This is a genomic window from Paenibacillus sp. 2TAB23 (genome assembly GCF_052115165.1).
Classification (GTDB): Bacteria; Bacillota; Bacilli; order Paenibacillales; family Paenibacillaceae; genus Pristimantibacillus.
In genome coordinates, this window is the sequence record NZ_JBFRGD010000020.1 from 23,279 (window position 1) to 42,187 (window position 18,909).

Genomic DNA, 18,909 nt, shown 5'->3' on the forward strand with positions numbered 1-18,909 from the left:
TCGTTATTTGGTTTATGACTGCTCAATCACCTCTTGGATATACCACGGTGATTGGGAGGTTGCACGATTGAATTGGAAAATATAGCTGCCGTTGCGGCGTTGGCCGCTAACCGTATGAATCGTGACGGGCAGCTTTATTTCGGCTGACAGGGCATCGCCAAAGCTGCTGCTCTCCGGCAAGCGTGCCTGTTTTCCTTTGGAAGGCAGCTGCACCCTGATTGAAACCCATTGCTGCATTTGCTGGATAAAGGCTGCTTGCTTTTCTTCTGGAAGCTTATCTGTAAGCAGCTGGATGATTTCATTGTCTTTATGATACAACGCTTCAACGAAAGTGAGCGCGAGCAGCTGCGGGTCAGCCGAATCCAAATACGGATTTAGGAGGCCGGCTGCTTTGTGCACCATCATTTGATGGGCAGGGTCAGGATGATCGGATTTATGCGTTGAGCTGCCGAGAAAATGGATGCAGAAATGCCCGGAGAAGCCGTTCTCTGGAATGCCGTCACCGCCGTGAGGCATGCCGTTCATGGAGGCAGCAAGCCAATGGCCATCCGCACGGATTAGCACCGCTTTTCTTTTCCAGCTCCATTTTCCGTTATAGATTTGCTTCATAATGCGAGAGTCTTCCTTGGTTATGGGCTGAACGTCTGCATGATCGCTGCCCGCACGCCGCTGTACGCGGAAGGTAAGGCCAGATTCGAGCTCTGTCACCGAAAAAATCGCTTTATTAGGCAGTATGTCGGTGGACTGCCGCCAAGTTAGAAGCTTGCCGTAATGCTGCATTCGCAGTCCTTCCGCGAGTGCAGTCAGCTGCTTGGCAAGCTTGGGGGGCAGCTCTAAGCTTACTGCTTGTGCTTCATTCCAGAGCTGGCCGCTGCGCTCAAGCCGGTATTGCGCTCTTGCTGGAGTCAGATGGGTGATATAAATATCGGGGTAGAAGTCCGCTTTTTCAGTCGGCTTATGCTTAGCTTGGCGAATTGCCTGATCGAGCTCGCGGCGCTCCATGTAGAGCTCGCTTACGAAGGCCGCTTGACGTGAGGAGCCTACCGTCATAATTATGCTGCTTACATCGTGTAACCGTTCTGTTTTTTTAGGCTTGTGATGCAGCATGCTGCTGCCTTGCTGCGCATGACCTCGCTCCGAGAGCGGCAGCAACAAGAATGCGATTAGGAAAATGACCATGAAGCTAGTTCTTGCTTGTTTCATATGCGGCCTCCGCCTTTTGTTTGATTTTTTTTATTTTTGGCTAGATGCCGCTTGTTTATGTAAGAAACCTCTTTGCTTATCAAGGAGCCATCCGCATCGACATGTATGCAGGTTCACGAAATGAATCATACTACCACGAATACTGCGGTTTGGGGGAGATTATAGACAATGGGTCTGCACTGGATTATAGCGATTATGATGATGCTTCAACAGGGAGGCTATGCCGATTCGCTTGTGATTGAACAAGGCGGACAAACATTAACCGAGCTCAGGCGCGTGGAATACAGCGATTCGTCTGCCGGCATACCTCTTATTGATCACATCAAGCTGGAGAAAGGCATAGCAGCCATCGATAAAAGGGTGCAAAAGCCGGCAGTGAACGCCACGCTTGACGGAGCGGGAAGAATTATACCAGAGCAAGCAGGCAGCAAGCTGAATCGTCACGCGCTAAAGATACAGTTTTACCGCTTTATCTTTGAAGGCGGATTCGCGCAGCTGGAAGCGCCAATGGAGGTTGTTTATCCGAAAGTCGACAGTGAGCTTCTCTCCGCAATTAAGGTGAAAAAAATCGGTTACTATGCGACCTATTACAATCCGAATAACAAAAACCGCACTCATAATGTCCATTTAGCGGCCCAAGCGATCAATAACTATGTCGTTTTCCCGAATGAACGTTTTTCGTTTAATAAGGTCGTGGGCCAGCGAACCAAAGAAAGCGGATATTTGCGTGCTCCCGTCATAGTGAGAGGGGAGATGTCGGAGGATATCGGCGGAGGCATCTGCCAAATCTCTTCCACGCTTTTTAATGCGGCAGACCGGGCGGGACTGCAAATAGTCGAACGATACTCCCATAGCCGTAACGTCAAATATGTGCCATCCGGGCGTGACGCTACTGTTAGTTGGGATGGCCCGGACTTTGTATTCCAGAACAAATACGATCATCCGGTTCTCATAAGAGCTTACGCTCATGGCGGACAAGTCAGCATCGTCATCTGTTCATCTGATGATATCAAGCTGAAGCCGCGCCAGGTTCCTAGCGCTTCCAAACAACTGCCGGAGGAAGTGCATCCCGAGGTGGGAGCAGGCAGCACGGACGGGAAACGGGAATAGAACATATCTGTCTATAGGCAGCCAGATCAGGCAAATGGATGGAACAGAACTATACATTTTGCATATTAGCAGCGCGCTCCCAAAACTCTAATGCTATAATGAGTGCAAAAGGAGGGGCGCGCCAATGTGGAAGGTTCTGCTCGTAGAGGATGAGGTATTCGTTCGCGAATCCATTCGCGAAATTATTCGTTGGGAAGAAATGGGCTTTACATTGACTGGCGAAGCCGGAGACGGATTGGAAGCGCTCTCCCTGATCAAAGAGAATCCACCCGATCTCGTACTGACTGATATTATCATGCCGCGCATGGATGGAATTGAGCTTCTGAAGGAAGCGAGAATGGCAGGCTGCACGTCCAAGTTCGTCATGCTGACCTGTATGGGAGACTTCGAATACATGCGTCAAGCTATGGAGTTCGGTGCATCCAACTATATATTGAAGCTGTCGATGAGCGTTAAGGACTTGCGGGAAACATTGCTTAAGATCAATGTAGAGCTGCAGAAGGCGAAGGCAGTGGAGCCGTCAGTTGTTGCCGCGACCATTCCCTTCGATAAAACGCCCCATCCTGAAGTACGCAAAATACTTCTCTATATCGAAGAAAACTATGCAAAGGATATTTCGGTCAAGTCGTTATCACAATATGTCATGATGGGTGAGAACTATGTAAGCGCGCTGTTCAAGAAGAAGACAGGCCAGACGCTGATAAGCTATTTGCACGAGTATCGCATTGTAAAGGCAACCGAGTATTTGATGCAAACCGACCTGACCGTGACGGATATTGGTGAGCGGGTAGGCTTTATGAACGATAACTATTTCATCAAAATATTTAAGAGAATCACAGGCACAACGCCAAGCCAGTACCGCAAAAGATAGAACAAAACCGTCATGGCAACCTTGATTGCCGGAAACGGTTATGCATATATCTGTTCCATGAATTCAATCGTTTTGTTCCTTAAAAGAAGAACCTCCGGCTTGCTATTCTTGATATGCAACCAAAATCGAATGAACAATCGGGGGGTCAATGCATTGAAAACAATGAAATGGATAACGCTTTCACTTACATTCGTCATGCTGATCGGGATACTGGGCGCTTGCGCTGGTGGAAGCAATGAAAAAGGAGACAATCAGCAGGGTGACGGCGGGACAAAGGAGAATGGAAGCTCTGCTGCGCCAGTCAAGCTCATGATGTGGGGCGGCGTACCGCCGGAGTCGGGACCGCAGGCAGTCGTTGACGCTTGGAATAAAGAGCATCCTGAGGTACAGGTTGAATACGTGCGTTTCGTTAATGACGATGACGGGAACTTGAAGCTCGATACGGCTTTGCTCACAGGCCAGAACGTCGACTTATTTGTGAATTACACGCTGACGCAAACCCAGAAGCGCATTGATGCGGGGGTTGCGCTCGATTTGAGCGGGTTCACCGACTACAATATATTAGAGAAAATGGGCAGCAACGCGGAAGGCTGGCAGGTGAACGGCAAGTTTTATGGCATGCCTACGACGAGAAGCGCGTTTTTTGTAGCCTTGAACAAGGACGCGCTCGATGCGGCGAACCTTCCTGTACCGAAAGACTGGACATGGGATCAAGCGAGAGAGTATGCCAAAACACTTAAGCCAGCGAATGGCTATGGGCTCGTTCAGCATATGGAGCCGTTTATCGATCCGATCGACGCTGCTCTGACCAAGGAAGGGTACATCAAAGCGGATGGAACATCGAACCTGGACTCGCCTAGCGTAACGAAATGGCTGGAGACGATGAACGGCATGATGACTGCTGATCAAACAACTCCACCGCTTGGCGAGCAAATCACGTCCAAAATTCCGGTCGAAAATGTGTTTCTTGCAGGCGAATCGCCCATGCTTAATATCGGTGCTTGGCTGCTGAGAAGCTCGAATAATTTCACCGATTTCCCGCGTGACTTTAAGATCGCTTTCGCCCCGGTTCCTCGTTTGGTTGAGAATCAAGCAGACTATATCCCTCGCGGCGGGCTGGGCGATTATATATCGATTAATGCCAAATCATCCTACACGAAGGAAGCTTGGGAGTTTCTGAAATGGTACGCAGACGGCGGGATGGCGCCGATGGCTTCAGGAGGCAGGCTGCCAGCGTCCAAGGATGCCGATCAAGCGGAAATGCTCACTAATTTGCTGGGCGATAAAGCGGATACGTATGACAAGGAATCGCTAATGTACGTATTGTTCGAGGACAAGACGCCTACTCATGTTCGCGAGCTTCCACAAGAGGTAACGGACCTGATTACGCAAGAGTACGAGAAGTATTTCTTGGGCAACCAGGATGCCTCGCAGACGACGGCTAATATGGTCAAGCGGCATAATGATTATTTGAAACAAACCCAATAAGCATATAGCTCGTAATAGCTGTCCCTAATCGCCGAATGGCGCTTGGGGACGGTTTTTTGCAAAAGGAGGCACAAGGCAGTATGGGAGAATGGTTACAAAAGCTAATACCGCATAAGCTGAAATACCGTCTGTTTGCGGCTTTTTTTCTGCTTATCCTGCTGCCGTTCGGCATATTGAATGTTTACAACTTCCAACGCATAGAGTCGGTCATTCAAGAGAAAATCAGCGACCAGAGCCATGAGCAGCTTAAGAATCTGCAGCGTACGCTTCAGGATCAGATAAGCATTGCGTTCAAAGCGCTTATTTTTTTGGAACAGGATACAGTCGTCCGGAATTTGCTAAAGACACCTGACGCTAATCGCCTGCTGGAGAACAAGGATGTTATGGAGGAAAAATTCAAAGGCATCAACAACAGCTTTTTCCTGTACAATCCGTCTGTTTATTTCACGCTGCTTGACCTTCAAGGCCATGTATATACCTCTTATCAGCCCAATGCGACACTCGATTACGAGGCGCTGCGGAAAAGCCGCTGGTTCGATGAAACGCTGCAGAAGGGCACGCCTTACCAATGGGTGCCGAACGACGACAATTATTTGTTCTCGGATCTCTCGAGAAGCGCTACCCTGTTGTCACTCTATGGCGTATTGAGAGATTCACAGCATAAGCCCTATGGGCTGGCCAGGGTTAGCATTGATTATTCGTATTGGTTCAAGTCGATCTTGAACAACTCCTCCGGCGGGCAGGAATATTTTCTTATGACTGGCGGCGGCGAGCCTGTCGCGCAAGGTGCTGACAGCGAGCAGCTGTCGGCAGAGGTGATGGAGCAGATTGTTGCGAGCAAGGAGCCGGAAGGTTACCTCATAGATTCCAGCTCAGAAGCATTAATCAATTACAGCTATATGGAGTCGCTCGATTGGTACATCGCCAACCGAATTCCTTCTGCAATATTGTTTGATGATCTGTATACGCTCAAGCAGCAATATTTTCTAACCTTTTTTCTCTTTATAATCGCGTTTATATTAATTGCCTTTATGATTGCCTACGGCTTTACGAGGCCATTATCGCATATGCAGAAGAAAATGCGGGAAGCGGTTCGCATGGATTTGAACATTCGGCTGCCGGAGAAGCGCTATAAGGGCGAGGTGCTTGAGCTCGCAAGCACCTTTAATACGATGCTGGCTGATATGAACGGCTTGATCCGGCGTTTGAAGGCGGAGGAGCGGGAGAAGGACGCGGTCCATTTCCAAATGCTGCTTGCACAGCTGAATCCGCATTTCCTGTTGAATACGCTGAATACGATGAAGTGGATCGCTCTTCGCAATGAGCAGGATGAAATTGCAGAGATGAGCATGTCGCTCGGAAAACTGCTGGAAACGAGCTTGAATGCCGATGTCGATTTGATTCATTTGCGCGATGAAATGGAGCTTATTCGGGCATATATTTATATTCAACAGATGCGCTACAACCATCGTTTCACGATTCAGTACGAATACGATGAATCGATTGAATATGTGCTCGTTCCGAAGCTGGCTCTGCAGCCGTTGATTGAAAATGCGATACAGCACGGCATTGCCCATATGACCGCGGGAGGCAACATCCGGATTCGAATCTATAAGCATGAGCAGCATAGCTTAGTGATTGAGGTACAGGATAATGGAGTTGGCTGCGAGCAGTCTTCGGCTTTGCAGCGCGGCAGGAAACGAAAAGGCATAGGCCTGAAAAACATCAAGGAGAGACTGAGGCTCCTGTTCAAGGATAAAGGCAGCCTGTATATCGAATCTTCGGAGAGCGGTACGCTAGTCCGGCTTCAATTTCCATATTTGCTGTCTAGGCCATTCCAAGCTGAAGATACGGAGCTATAAGCAGGTTATGATGCTTATAGCTCTTTTTTTTATACGCTTTGAGGCGAAGTGGCGTAAGAGGACGGGTGGGGCTGGTTCTGCGCAAATGAGGCTTGTCGCGTATAGTTGAAACAATTCCAGCTCCATGCTATTATATAGAACGAACGGTCAGTATAAATAAATTCGAGTAGGAGTACACCTATGAATAATCAACATTCCCTTAACCCGTTAGATGACCAACCCGTTGGCCGATCCTTTCTCAAGTATTTAATCCCGTCCATGCTGGGCATGCTGCTAGTGGCGCTTAATATTACGATCGATGGCATTATGGTCGGGAATAAGCTCGGTTCTACTGCGCTAGCAGGCATCGGGATCGCAAGCCCTGTATACACGCTGTTTGTGGCGATGTCGCTCTGGGTAGGTCTCGGAGGCGCCACCTTATATTCGCAAAATATGGGGGCAAAGGATACGCAGCAAGCACGCACGGCCTTTTCCTACTCACTAACGATTATTTTTATCGCAACGCTTGCCATTGGCGTCACTGCCTTTGTCTTTCGAGACGCATTGGTATACGCACTTGGCGCAAACGCGGAGACGTATCCGTTTGCTTCAGACTACTTGAACGTTATGCTGTTGTTTGGCTTTGTGTTTACGATAGAGAATGCTTTGAGCGTATTTGTTCGCAATGACGGCAACCCCAATCTGGCGATGATGGCGCAGATCACATTCGCTTTGTCCAATGTGGTTATTAATTTCGTCGTTCTGTACGTGCTTGACCTGGGTGTAGCTGGCGTGGCTTACGGCACGATCCTTGCCGCGTTTCTTGGCCTAATGGTGCTGCTTTCGCATTTCTTCAAGAAATCGAATCGGTTAAAGCTAATCCGTATCCGATGGAATAAAAAAATAGTGGTAGCCATTATTATTATTGGTTTTCCAAGCTTCCTGTCCGAGGTAGGCTTATCGGTATTTACAATATCGCATAACCGGACATTGGAAACGATAGCCGGCACGGATGGAGTATCGGCATTCGCGCTTTTGAATTACGTTCACAGTACAGTGCTGCTGACCTTTCTCGGAATGGGCTCGGCGATCCAGCCGCTCATCAGTTACTATCACGGAGCGAAGCAAGAGGAGAAGAAGCGGCGTACGATTCGAATTGCCACTGCGACAGCTCTCGGAGCGGGAGCCGTATTGCTGTTAATCATGCAGTTGGCAGCCATGCCGATCATAAGCCTGTTTGGGAATTTCAGCGACAGCGTGACGGGGCATGCGGAGAATGGCTTGCGGATATTCGTAATGGCGTACCTATTCATGGGTATTAATTTCGTGATGATGACGTATTACCAATCCATTGGCAAGGTTAAGATGGCAGTATGGATTACGGCAGCGCGTGAAATGATTCTGATGCTGGTTTTCATCGCCGTGCTTCCTAGATTTTTAGGAGTAAACGGTGTTTGGCTGTCCGTCCCGCTCGCTGAATGCATTGTGCTGATTACGATTGTTATTTATTATAAGAAGCAAGCAATGCGGGAGCGTGTGCTGCCCATGAGTAGCTGATGGAGGGAGGAACGTATCAATGAACAAGAAGCAGCTGCAAAGCGAACAGACCAAAAAACGAGTAGCCGATGCGGCAAGAGCGTTGTTCTCGCAAAAAGGTTATGCGGCCACCTCGATCGAGGATATCGTCGCGGCAACCGAAAGCAGTAAAGGCAACATTTATTATCACTTTCAAAGCAAGGAAGGCTTATTCCTCCATCTGCTGGATGAATGGAGCCGTGAATGGGAAAGCCAGTGGCTGGAGCAGGAGAAAAACTATGTGACGTTCGAGGAGAAGCTGAACGGCTATGCCGAGCATCTCGATGCCAATGACTTGAATCATCCGCTTACGAAAGCGATGGATGAATTTTTCTCCAGCGAGTGGGGACGGAGTGAGGTTCAAGAGGAGGTCAGCCGCTATTACGCGGAGCATCTGCAATTTAATGAGAGAATTCTGAAGGAAGCGATGGATTCGGGCGAATTAAATCCAGACGATGCCCGCATGCTCAGTTTTATTCTGGAAGGGCTCTTTATCGGCATTGGTGAAATATCCAAACGCGCGTCTATCCATGAATCGACGCTTGCGATTTATCGGAAAGCGGTTAGCGTGTTTCTTCGCGGCACGACTGCCGCTAACCCAAATAAAAAGCATTAACCACTGCCATGCGATAGATGCGTAAGAATGCCTTATGAGTGCGATAAGAGGACCATTAGAGCGTATGAACTTATGATCGCAAGAACGTAAAGATGTAAGCCCTCAAGACTGCAAGACTGCAAGACTGCAAGACTGCAAGACTGCAAGACTGCAAGACTGCAAGACTGAATGACTGAATGACTGAATGACTGAATGACTGAAAGACTGAAAGACTGAAAGACCGCAAGACCGCAAGACCGCAAGACCGCAAGACCGAAAAACTGAAAGACTGAAAGACTGAAAGACTGAAAGAAAAACAAGCACGCCTGAAGGGGCGGACTCAAAAGGGGTTCGCTCGCGGAAGAAACAGCTCGCACAATCGAAAGAACGAAGAAAATCCCATGAAAAAGCGGTGCAGATAGCTATCTCTGCACCGCTTTTTTCATGGGGTTTTGGTCTCTTGCTGCTTTTCTCAGCAAATGGTGGGCAAGCGAAAGCCACCGGGCCATAAGGCTAACTTTGGGTATGGCTCGAAGCAGGCTTCTGCGGAAAAGGTCCATATTTAGAAAGTCTCTCCGTTGTTGATGGTTGGTCGCACTTCCATGCTAACAAGGACAGTTTTTTTGTTTGAGTATCTAATGAACAGGTTGATGGTAAACGGAGCGTTTAAATGATTCTGGAGAAGCGTCAGCGGTCGTTTTTGTGAAGGGATTTGGGCCTTACCTCGTTGATTCAAAGGAATCCCTGAGCAATGGCGATCGGAAGAACATTTAAATGTGCAGTTTATGTGCTGTTTATGTGTAGTTTATGTACAGTTTGGTGTTTAGCCTAAATACCATAATAGAACATTTCTACGATATTAGCCGAATGCGTACTTCGGGATTGAGTGGTTTTGTGGGATGAAGTCGGTTGTTCTGTTACCTCAAATCCGAATGCCTTGCTGGTAGACTGAACCTATCAACCAACTGTGAGGTGTAACCATGAAACGGAATTGGATGAAGCGGCAGCAGCTTCTCGGTTATTTATTTATTGGTCCCAATATGCTCGGCGTTGTCTTGTTTTTTATTCTGCCAGCTATTTATTCGCTGTACCTTGTTTTCACGGATTATAAATTTATGGCGCCACAAATGAGCTTCATTGGGCTGGATAACATTAAGAGATTGTTTCATGATGATATTTTTTATGTGTCGCTCCAGAACACGGTCGTATTCTTGCTTGCTGTGCCTGTATCTATCGGTCTCGCGTTTCTCGTCGCGCTAGCCTTGAACCGTAAGCTATTCTTCAAAAAAACGCTCAGAGCACTCTATTTCATGCCGTATATTACGAGCGGAGTCGCAGTTGCATTCGTGTGGATGCTGCTGTTTCATCCTAAGCAAGGGCCAATTAATGCGGTATTGATGGCAATTGGTGTCAACAATCCGCCCGGCTGGCTCTCCACAACGGAGTATTCAATGCTGGCAATCGACATCATCTGGATATGGTTTATGCTCGGCTACAACATGATCATTTATCTGGCTGCTTTGCAGGAAATCTCGGGCGAGCTGCTCGAAGCGGCGAAGATCGACGGAGCGAAGTCTTATCAAATCATTTATAAGATCGTATGGCCTTTGGTCAGCCCGACGACCTTCTTGCTGATGATTACGGGGCTGATCATGACGATAAAGACGTTTGGCATCATTCAGGCGATTACGCAAGGAGGACCTGGCAACAGCACGATGATTCTCTCGCTATTCGTATACAAGAACGCGTTCCGCTATTACGAGATGGGCTACGCTGCGACGATATCATGGGCTTTGTTCTTTATTATCATGCTGATAACCCTTGTGCAATGGTGGGGGCAAAAACGCTGGGTTCACTACTGAGGAGGCTAACGCATGCAATTATTAACGAAGACAAGCCGCTGGTGGCTGACGGCGCTTATGGCGTTTTTTGCGATTATTATGATTCTGCCTTTTGTTTGGATGTTCAGTACCTCTTTCAAAACGGCTGCCCAGGTATTCGAATATCCGATTCGCTGGATTCCGTCTCAATGGATATGGGATCACCACATTAAGGTGTGGACGGGTCCGAAAAGCTTTGCCACGTATTATTTGAACTCCCTGAAGGTGTCCTTGATCAGCACGGTAGGTGCAACATTCCTTTCTGCACTTGCGGCATACGGCTTTTCACGAGTCGCATTCAAAGGCAGAAACGCGCTGTTTGTCGTATACCTGTCCATGATGATGGTTCCCCCTCAAGTGCTGTTCGTTCCGAAGTTTCTCATGTTCGACAGCTGGGGCATCTATAACACGCATTGGGCGCTTATATTGCCGGGAATGTTCACGATATTCGGAGTATTCATGATGCGGCAGTTTTTCATGTCGATCCCGCTGGAAATTACGGAATCGGCGTTTATTGATGGAGCGGGACATATTCGGATCTTTTTCCGGCTTATTCTTCCGCTTGCGAAGCCAGCGCTTGCTACCCTTGCCATTATCGACTTCTCATGGCACTGGAATGATTATGAGAACGCGCTTGTCTTTCTAATTGACGAGAGCTTATACACGGTGCCGCTCGGCCTGCAAAATTTCATTCTAGAAAATAATGTGGACTACAACGGGATGATGGCTGCGGCTTCAGCGGGTATCGTGCCGATGCTTCTTGTATTCATAATCGGAGAGCGGTTTATCGTGCAAGGGATTACCAACTCAGCAGTGAAGGGATGATGGGCAGCATGAAAGAAGAGACGGTTTATTCGGATATCACCGTCGTAGGCGGGGGACTAGCCGGCGTATGCGCGGCTGTAGCGGCGGCAAGGCTGGGCAGCAAAGTTGCGCTGATCAACAACCGCGGCGTGCTCGGCGGCAACTCCAGCAGCGAGGTGCGCGTATGGGTATGCGGGGCAACCGCCCACGGGACGAACCGCTATGCCAGAGAGACGGGCATTATGGGTGAATTGTTTTTGGAGAATCAATATCAGAACCCCGATGGCAACCCATACTTGTGGGATCTGGTCGTGCTGGAGCTGGTTAAGGCAGAGCCGAACATCCAGTTGTTTTTGCACACCGATGTGCATGAGGCAGAGGCGAATGGACCAGAGGATGACCGGCTTATTAAGAGCGTAACCGGCTGGATGATGGGCTCGGAGCGTAAAATCCGGTTCGAAAGCCCGATTTATCTCGATTGCACGGGAGATGGCCTTGTTGGTTTTCTAGCTGGCGCGAAATATCGCATTGGCAGGGAAGCAAGGCATGAGCATGATGAGGAATGGGCGCCTGAGATCGCGGATGACATAACGCTTGGCAGCACGCTGCTGTTTTATACGAAGGATGCGGGACATCCAGTGAAGTTCGTGCCGCCGAGCTTTGCCAAGGATATTACGAAGACGCTCATTCCGATTAAACGGGTCATTCGAAGCGGGGATTCTGGCTGCCATTATTGGTGGATTGAATGGGGCGGGGAGCTTGATACGGTTCATGCGAATGAACAGATTCGCGATGAGCTGTGGTCGGTCATATACGGCATCTGGGATTATATTAAAAACTCGGGAGAGTTCGAAGCGGATTCGATGACGCTGGAGTGGGTCGGCTCGCTGCCGGGGAAACGTGAGTATCGTCGATTTCTCGGTGATTATGTGCTGAACCAGAACGATATTATCGCCCAAACGCCGTTTGAGGATCGGATTGCTTTCGGCGGCTGGTCCATCGATCTTCATCCCCCTCAAGGGATGTATGCGGCGGAAAGCGGTTCGAAGCATATGCATGCTGACGGCATCTACCATATTCCTTACCGCTCCTTGTATTCGGCCAATGTTCGCAACATGCTGTTCGCAGGGCGCAATGTCAGCGCAAGTCATGTTGCCTTCGGTACAACGCGCGTGATGGCAACCTGTGCGGTTATGGGCGAGGCAGCAGGAACAGCCGCCGCTTTATGCGTTCGGAGCAGCGTGACGCCGCGGCAACTGCATGCTGAACGGCTGGCAGAGCTTCAGCAAACGCTGCTTAAGCAGGATGCATCGATAATTGGACTCCCGATTGCGGACGGCTTGGATATCGCACAGCAAGCGACTGTGACTGCATCGTCCCATTTCCGGCATATCGCGGCAGTCCAGACAAGCGGTAGTACCGAGTATGCGCTGGTTAATGATGTAGGCATGCTGCTTCCCGTTGATGGGGGCTTGGATAGCGTAGAGCTTCTAGTAGACGCGATTCAGGATACGGAGCTGTGTGTAGAAGTGTGGGATACCGGCCGGATGGAGAACTATGTGCCTGCTAGCAAGCAGCTGGAGGCGCGGGCAGCTTTGAGCAAAGGAGAGAAGCAATGGGTGAGCCTTGAGCTTGGCTGGCTGCCGGAGCTGCCGCAAAATGCTTTTCTAGTCATCTTGCAGAATGAAGCGGTTAAGCTGCATAGCGTACAGCAGACGATACCAGGCGTGCTTGCCTTCGAGCGGAAAGCTGCTCCGAACGCAAGCAAGGATCTGGAGGATCATGATGAGGGGCAGCCTGTCATCGAGTGGAGCATGAAGCATATGGCGGGTCGTTTGTTTAGCTTCAAAGCGAATGCTGAAACGCGCGCTTATGCGCCGGCCAAAGCCGTTGACAGCATCGTGCGTCCATATGGCGGCCCTCATTTATGGATGTCGGAGGAAATAACGGAGCTCGGTGAACAATGGCTGAGACTAGATTGGGAACGGGACCAGCGCATTGCGGAGCTGCGGCTTACTTGGAATGCTGACGTAAACGAGGATTTAATCAATCTGCACCATCACCGCACGCCGTTTGAGGTTTTGCCGGATGTGGTTAAGGCGTACCGGATTGAGGCGATGCTGGCGGGACAATGGGTGACTGTTGCTTCGGAACGGAATAATCGCAGGCGCTTGAATGTGCTGAGGCTGGAACAGGATGTGAGCACAAAGGCGCTGCGAGTCGTCATTATGGAAACGCACGGCGCAAGCTTCGCCCAGCTTGTAAGGGTAAGCGTATATAGCTAATATACACTGCAAGAGGGAACAAGCATCTTAGCAAAAAGACGCTGCAAGTATGAATAAGCATCTTAGCAAAAAGACGCCGTAATACGGAACAGGCATTTTAGCTAAAGACGCCGTAATACGGAACAGGCATCCTAAGCAAAAGGTTGACACCGCCCTGCTTATTCGCAATGATGGAATAGAGTAAGCAGTGGAAGGAGATGACCGCAATGAAATTAGAGGTAGAGGATGCAGCGGGCGGTTTTTATAAACAGGCGATGGGGCTTGTCAATGGCGAGGCGATTCGCATTTACGTCAGACTAGGCGGATGCGGCAGCGTTCATCCGGGATTATCGCTTGGCGTGACGAAGGATGAGCCCATACAGATCGGGCTTCAAACCGTAGTAGACGGCATTACGTATTATATGGAACAAGACAACCTTTGGTATTTGGACAATAAGTCGCTCCGGATTTCGTATGACGAGCAGCATGAAGAAATTAAAATGATCGTGGAATGATAAGAATGATAAATAGCGAATGCCTCTGAGCCAAGCCGGCGAAGAGGCATTTTTTTGCATGCGTCATGGAGAGCTCTTTATTCGTTCTCGCATAAGGGGGATTTTATCGTGTAACGGGCGCTCAGGGAGGTTCCCTATCGCTCAAGCAGACATTACGGATAAACCCTGAGCAATAGTTCAGGGAGAACCCCGACATACAAACGAGTGAGAAGCTTCTACAATAAAGGTATAGAGAGAGCAGCCAAGTGCAGCAGAAAGCAGCGGAAGCGGGAGGGCTGAATAATGGAACATATTCCTTTGAGAAGGGTTGAGCAGCTCGCTTTGAAGAAACAAAAGGTATTTCTTCAAAGCAAGCTGAGATATATATTGCGAGCCATGCTTGCCAGCATGTTTATCGGATTCGGAGTTATCGTGGCTTTCAAGACGGGCAGCTTTTTCTACATCACGCACAGTCCGCTAACGTACCCGATGGCAGCCATTACGTTCGGCGCAGCGATCATCCTCATTTCATACGGCGGAGGAGATTTATTCACAGGCAATACGTTTTACTACACCTTTACGGCGCTGCGGGGCAAGATGCGATGGGCAAATGCCCTGAAGCTATGGTGCGCCAGCTATGCAGGCAATTTCTTGGGCGCAGTCGCGTTCGCGCTTCTCATCTGGTCGACGGGATTGTTCAAGGATGCGTCGGTCAATGGGTTTCTGCTCAGCGTGGTGGAGAAGAAGCTTCACGCTCCGGTTCTGGAATTGTTTTTTCGAGGAGTGCTCTGCAACTGGCTCGTATGCCTAGCTTTCTTTGTACCAATGTCGCTGCGCGGAGACGGTCCTAAGCTGTTCGCCATGATGCTGTTCGTCTTCTGTTTCTTTATCTCGGGCTACGAGCACAGCATTGCCAATCTTTGCACCTTCGCCATTGCGCTCGTTCTTCATCACCCTGGGACGATATCGCTCGGAGGCATGATTCATAATTTGGTGCCGGTAACGCTCGGCAATCTGGTCGGCGGCTCGGTCCTCATGGGTGCTATGTATTATTTCGTAAATAAACCATTTGAAGAGGTGGAATAAACATGAAAAAAACAAAGGTAGTCGTTATAGGCGTAGGCGCGGTAGGATCTACGACAGCATATACGCTGCTGCTGCGCAGCCGGATGGATGAGCTGGTGCTGATTGATGCAAACGCGGGCAAGGCAGTAGGGGATGCGCTCGACATGAATCATGGCATGCCGTTTCTAGGTCATACGAAGGTATGGGCCGGCACCTACGAGGATTGTAAGGATGCGGATATTGTAATTATTACCGCCGGGGCCGCGCAGAAGCCTGGAGAGCCAAGGCTCAACCTGCTAAAGCGCAATGTCGCCATCTATGAAAGCATAGTAACCGAAGTGCTGAAATACAACGACGACGGTATCCTTCTTATTGCAACGAATCCCGTCGATATTATGAGCTACTTCTGCTGGAAAAAGTCGGGCTGGCCGACTAATCGCGTTATTGGCTCCGGCACGCTGCTCGACAGTGCACGGTTCCGTTATTTAATAGGCGAGAAGCTGCAGCTGGATCCGCGCAGCGTTCATGCCCACATTATCGGGGAGCATGGCGATTCTGAGCTTCCGGTGTGGAGTCTGGCGAATGTAGCAGGCTCGTCTATCGCACTGAGCGAGGAAGAAAAGTCGGATATATTTATCCATACGAGAGATGCAGCTTATGAAATCATAGAAGCAAAAGGCGCAACGTACTACGCCATTGCACTCGCTCTGGATCGCATTGTAACGGCCATTCTGCGCAACGAGTCGGCAGTGCTCAACGTATCTACGCTGGTCGAAAACTACCACGGATTGTCCAATGTTTACATGGGCGTGCCTTGCGTTGTAGACCGTCAGGGCGTAAGAGAGGTGCTGGATATCAAGGTTACGGAGGAAGAGAAAGCGCTGCTGCATCGTTCGGCAGGCAAGCTGAAGGATCTAATTGAAACGATTTCGGTCTAGTCAAATGCAAAGGAGCTGATCGTCATGGTAATCAAATGGCTAAGTGAAAACAAGTATGCTGCAGGCTTAATGCTGGTGCTGCGCGTATATCTAGGCTGGCAGTGGCTAAGCGCTGGCTGGCATAAGCTTGGAGGCTTCGATGCCAGCGGTTTCTTGAAAGGCGCCATTGGCAATCCAGTCATAGACAAAGGTACGAATGAACTCATCTATCCAACGTTTACCGCGTTTCTGGAGCATGTCGCATTGCCGAATGCCCAAATTATCAACGTTTTGATTCCCATTGGCGAGTGTTTGGTAGGGTTTGGCCTCATTGTAGGAGCGCTCACGACTGCCGCCGCTTTCTTCGGACTTCTCATGAACTTCATGTTCATGTTTGCCGGAACGGTATCGACAAATCCATGGCTGCTGTTGATCGGGGTGCTCGTTTTCGCCGCAGGAGCCAACGCTGGCAAATTCGGTTTGGATTACTGGGTCATCCCGTACCTGCGGACGCTGATAAGGAAATTAAGAAAAGACGGAAAAGCGCCTGAGATCGGCCACAGCGGATTTCCGCGCTAAGCGTGAGCTTGCAGCAATGGCTTAGACAACAGACGAACATCAATTAACCATAAGGAAACCGGCGCGTGAATGCTGTTCATGCCCGGTTTTTTTATTGCCATTTGACAGAAAGGCCAATCATTTGTTATTTTAAATTAATATATTCTTATTGGATTAGTTGGTTTAAAAGGACGGGGAGGTGTACGAAATCAACATTGAAAATATTGAGGCATTCGTCTACGTCATTCATTGCGGAAGCTTTAACAAAGCTGCCGATGCGTTGTATTTGTCACAGCCTTCTGTAACCGCCCGGATCAAGTCGCTTGAGCAGGAGCTCGACTGCAAGCTCTTTGACCGGCAGGGAAAACAGATCCAAATAACGGAGGATGGCAAACGTTTTTTACCTTATGCGCAGCAGCTGCTGCTTATTTATCAGAAGGGCAAGCTGCATATCAATCAGAAGAAGTCGCTGCCGAATGAGTTCCGGATCGGCTGTACCGTATCCGTCTCCAATTATATCATTCCTGATCTATTGCCCCGTTTGAAGCAGCGATTCCCGAATACGCATTATAAGATCGTTACCGGCACTACGGATGAAATTATGAATAAGGTGCTAGGCAAGGATGCTGATATCGGTTTTGTCCGCAATGTGAACCATCCAAGCCTGCAGTCTAGCAAGTTTTATGAGGATCCGATCAGGCTGTACGCCTATGACGGCCATCCTTTTCTATCGACAAACAACTTAACGATTGAAGCGATAGCGGAGCAGCCGCTCGTTTTCTTTGAATGCGGCTCATTGGATTGGCTGCGTATACACCGTATATTCGAGCATCTCGATTTGCCTCCAAATATCCAAATTCAAACGGATAACTCCGAAATGGCCAAAAAACTGGTCATTCAAAAAGCAGGCATCGGTTTTCTGCCGGACCTATGCGCTCAGCAGGAAATTCATGATGGCAAGCTCTATCAAATTCGAGTGCCGGAAACGGAAGGCATTTCCTTGCAGACCAATCTCATCTCCCATCACGGCGAGCACCTCCCATTCGTTGAAGCCATTACAGAAATAGGCAAGCAGCTAGAAGCTGCCAAGCTCAGCTTATCGGCAAATTGAAAGCATCTATAGAAAAGCTCTATTATCCGAACGGCTGCGGGCATGTTAAAGTTACATGGACAGCAAAGCCGATCGAATTAGTGGGATTAAAAGCCTTTGTCCGCTGCTTCTGCTGAAGCAGCGGTTTTTTATTAGCCGAATGGATCAATCAGACAAATCAATTTGCTTATAGAAGATCTCTATAAGAAATGGGATTGACGGAAATGACAGTCAGGTGGTAAAGTGAATTCAACGCTAATCCTTACTTAACAGGTAGGAATTATAAGGATTTATAAAAATGACTTTATTGGGGGAAATGAACATGAAAAAAGCATTCTTTTTATCCATTGCCATTATATTGACACTTACGCTTGCAGGCTGCGGCAGCAACAAAAATAATACCGGCTCGGAAGCGGCAAGCGGGAACGAATCGAAGGCAGTGACGAAGATCGTCGTGGGCACGGGAACACAATTCCCTAACGTATGCTTTATTGACGAGAATGGCAAGCTGACTGGATTCGACGTAGAGCTGGTCAGAGAAATCGACAAACGTCTGGCTGATTATGAATTTGATATTCAAACGCTTGAATTCACGAACCTGCTGCTTAGCCTTGAAACGAAAAAAATCGATCTCATTGCTCACCAAATGGAGAAAAATCCAGAGCGTGAAGAGAAATACCTGTTCAATACGGAGCCTTACGCACACTGGAGAAACAAAATCATCGTAGCGAAAGACAATGATTCGGTTCAAACGCTTGATGACCTGAAGGGCAAAAAAGTATTGACGACAGCAACGACCGCACAAGCGACGATTCTGGAAAACTACAACAAAGAAAATAACAATGCGATTGAAATCGTGTACCAAAACGGCGGCGCTAACGATACTGTTGCGCAAGTAACCTCGGGGCGCGTTGATGCTTTCCTTGCAGCGGATTTCACGCTATCGCTGGTAGATACGAAGCAAGAGCTGAAAGCGGTAGGGCCAGCGCTTAGCGAAGCGGACATTCTCTTCATGTTCCGCAAGAATGACCCAGACCAGCAGAAATTATCCGATGCAGTAGACGGCGCGATTAAAGAGCTGAAAGCGGATGGTACCTTGGCGAAGCTAAGTTCGGAATGGCTGGGCGATGATTTTACTTCCGAAGAAAAATAAG

16 protein-coding genes are annotated in these 18,909 nt (G+C 48.9%); 15 read left to right on the forward strand and 1 reads right to left on the reverse strand.

Features of this window, described 5'->3' with window-relative positions; all coding sequences use genetic code 11:
- Nucleotides 1-12: 12 nt before the first annotated feature.
- On the reverse strand, nucleotides 13-1,203 hold the full coding sequence (locus AB4Z29_RS23955; RefSeq protein ID WP_441945503.1) for a hypothetical protein: 1,191 nt from the start codon (nucleotides 1,201-1,203) through the stop codon (nucleotides 13-15).
- Between the two features lie 168 nt (nucleotides 1,204-1,371).
- Between AB4Z29_RS23955 and AB4Z29_RS23960 the strand changes: the two genes are divergently transcribed.
- The 15 genes from AB4Z29_RS23960 to AB4Z29_RS24030 all read left to right on the forward strand — a co-directional run bounded on the left by AB4Z29_RS23960 (nucleotide 1,372) and on the right by AB4Z29_RS24030 (nucleotide 18,908).
- A complete protein-coding gene (locus AB4Z29_RS23960) occupies nucleotides 1,372-2,313 on the forward strand; it encodes a VanW family protein (RefSeq protein WP_441945504.1) in 942 nt (313 codons plus the stop codon).
- A gap of 124 nt (nucleotides 2,314-2,437) precedes the next feature.
- Entirely contained in the window at nucleotides 2,438-3,184 is a 747-nt protein-coding gene (locus AB4Z29_RS23965) for a response regulator (RefSeq protein WP_441945505.1), read from the forward strand.
- A 162-nt stretch (nucleotides 3,185-3,346) separates the two neighbouring features.
- Nucleotides 3,347-4,672, forward strand: coding sequence for an ABC transporter substrate-binding protein (locus tag AB4Z29_RS23970; RefSeq protein ID WP_441945617.1), 1,326 nt, complete (start codon nucleotides 3,347-3,349; stop codon nucleotides 4,670-4,672).
- Between the two features lie 80 nt (nucleotides 4,673-4,752).
- On the forward strand, nucleotides 4,753-6,534 hold the full coding sequence (locus AB4Z29_RS23975; protein WP_441945506.1) for a sensor histidine kinase: 1,782 nt from the start codon (nucleotides 4,753-4,755) through the stop codon (nucleotides 6,532-6,534).
- A gap of 180 nt (nucleotides 6,535-6,714) precedes the next feature.
- Entirely contained in the window at nucleotides 6,715-8,070 is a 1,356-nt protein-coding gene (locus AB4Z29_RS23980) for an MATE family efflux transporter (RefSeq protein ID WP_441945507.1), read from the forward strand.
- Between the two features lie 19 nt (nucleotides 8,071-8,089).
- Nucleotides 8,090-8,704, forward strand: a complete 615-nt coding sequence (locus AB4Z29_RS23985; protein ID WP_441945508.1) for a TetR/AcrR family transcriptional regulator — start codon at nucleotides 8,090-8,092, stop codon at nucleotides 8,702-8,704.
- Nucleotides 8,705-9,663: 959 nt separating this feature from the next.
- The gene (locus AB4Z29_RS23990) at nucleotides 9,664-10,545 is read left to right on the forward strand and encodes a carbohydrate ABC transporter permease (protein WP_441945509.1); all 882 of its coding nucleotides are present in this window, start codon (nucleotides 9,664-9,666) and stop codon (nucleotides 10,543-10,545) included.
- Nucleotides 10,546-10,557: 12 nt separating this feature from the next.
- Nucleotides 10,558-11,388: a carbohydrate ABC transporter permease gene (locus AB4Z29_RS23995; protein WP_441945510.1), complete on the forward strand. Its 831-nt coding sequence runs from the start codon at nucleotides 10,558-10,560 to the stop codon at nucleotides 11,386-11,388.
- A gap of 8 nt (nucleotides 11,389-11,396) precedes the next feature.
- On the forward strand, nucleotides 11,397-13,652 hold the full coding sequence (locus AB4Z29_RS24000; RefSeq protein ID WP_441945511.1) for an FAD-dependent oxidoreductase: 2,256 nt from the start codon (nucleotides 11,397-11,399) through the stop codon (nucleotides 13,650-13,652).
- A gap of 206 nt (nucleotides 13,653-13,858) precedes the next feature.
- A complete protein-coding gene (locus AB4Z29_RS24005; protein ID WP_441945512.1) occupies nucleotides 13,859-14,146 on the forward strand; it encodes a HesB/YadR/YfhF family protein in 288 nt (95 codons plus the stop codon).
- Between the two features lie 282 nt (nucleotides 14,147-14,428).
- On the forward strand, nucleotides 14,429-15,211 hold the full coding sequence (locus tag AB4Z29_RS24010; protein ID WP_441945513.1) for a formate/nitrite transporter family protein: 783 nt from the start codon (nucleotides 14,429-14,431) through the stop codon (nucleotides 15,209-15,211).
- A 2-nt stretch (nucleotides 15,212-15,213) separates the two neighbouring features.
- Nucleotides 15,214-16,128, forward strand: a complete 915-nt coding sequence (locus AB4Z29_RS24015; RefSeq protein WP_441945514.1) for an L-lactate dehydrogenase — start codon at nucleotides 15,214-15,216, stop codon at nucleotides 16,126-16,128.
- Nucleotides 16,129-16,152: 24 nt separating this feature from the next.
- Nucleotides 16,153-16,686 (forward strand): DoxX family protein, encoded by a 534-nt coding sequence (locus AB4Z29_RS24020; protein ID WP_441945515.1) that lies wholly within the window; start codon nucleotides 16,153-16,155, stop codon nucleotides 16,684-16,686.
- Between the two features lie 187 nt (nucleotides 16,687-16,873).
- Nucleotides 16,874-17,776 (forward strand): LysR family transcriptional regulator, encoded by a 903-nt coding sequence (locus AB4Z29_RS24025; protein WP_441945618.1) that lies wholly within the window; start codon nucleotides 16,874-16,876, stop codon nucleotides 17,774-17,776.
- A 301-nt stretch (nucleotides 17,777-18,077) separates the two neighbouring features.
- Nucleotides 18,078-18,908 (forward strand): transporter substrate-binding domain-containing protein, encoded by an 831-nt coding sequence (locus AB4Z29_RS24030; RefSeq protein ID WP_441945516.1) that lies wholly within the window; start codon nucleotides 18,078-18,080, stop codon nucleotides 18,906-18,908.
- Nucleotide 18,909: the final 1 nt, after the last annotated feature.

Excerpts from the sequence above, each read along its gene's own strand:
- AB4Z29_RS24030 (WP_441945516.1), top strand. The coding sequence starts at position 18,078 with ATGAAAAAAGCATTCTTTTTATCCATTGCCATTATATTGACACTTACG.
- AB4Z29_RS24015 (WP_441945514.1), top strand. The coding sequence starts at position 15,214 with ATGAAAAAAACAAAGGTAGTCGTTATAGGCGTAGGCGCGGTAGGATCT.
- AB4Z29_RS23995 (WP_441945510.1), top strand. The coding sequence starts at position 10,558 with ATGCAATTATTAACGAAGACAAGCCGCTGGTGGCTGACGGCGCTTATG.
- AB4Z29_RS24020 (WP_441945515.1), top strand. The coding sequence starts at position 16,153 with ATGGTAATCAAATGGCTAAGTGAAAACAAGTATGCTGCAGGCTTAATG.
- AB4Z29_RS23985 (WP_441945508.1), top strand. The coding sequence starts at position 8,090 with ATGAACAAGAAGCAGCTGCAAAGCGAACAGACCAAAAAACGAGTAGCC.
- AB4Z29_RS23970 (WP_441945617.1), top strand. The coding sequence starts at position 3,347 with ATGAAATGGATAACGCTTTCACTTACATTCGTCATGCTGATCGGGATA.
- AB4Z29_RS24010 (WP_441945513.1), top strand. The coding sequence starts at position 14,429 with ATGGAACATATTCCTTTGAGAAGGGTTGAGCAGCTCGCTTTGAAGAAA.
- AB4Z29_RS23975 (WP_441945506.1), top strand. The coding sequence starts at position 4,753 with ATGGGAGAATGGTTACAAAAGCTAATACCGCATAAGCTGAAATACCGT.
- AB4Z29_RS23990 (WP_441945509.1), top strand. The coding sequence starts at position 9,664 with ATGAAACGGAATTGGATGAAGCGGCAGCAGCTTCTCGGTTATTTATTT.
- AB4Z29_RS23980 (WP_441945507.1), top strand. The coding sequence starts at position 6,715 with ATGAATAATCAACATTCCCTTAACCCGTTAGATGACCAACCCGTTGGC.
- AB4Z29_RS23955 (WP_441945503.1), bottom strand. The coding sequence starts at position 1,203 with ATGAAACAAGCAAGAACTAGCTTCATGGTCATTTTCCTAATCGCATTC.
- AB4Z29_RS24005 (WP_441945512.1), top strand. The coding sequence starts at position 13,859 with ATGAAATTAGAGGTAGAGGATGCAGCGGGCGGTTTTTATAAACAGGCG.
- AB4Z29_RS23960 (WP_441945504.1), top strand. The coding sequence starts at position 1,372 with ATGGGTCTGCACTGGATTATAGCGATTATGATGATGCTTCAACAGGGA.
- AB4Z29_RS24000 (WP_441945511.1), top strand. The coding sequence starts at position 11,397 with ATGAAAGAAGAGACGGTTTATTCGGATATCACCGTCGTAGGCGGGGGA.
- AB4Z29_RS23965 (WP_441945505.1), top strand. The coding sequence starts at position 2,438 with ATGTGGAAGGTTCTGCTCGTAGAGGATGAGGTATTCGTTCGCGAATCC.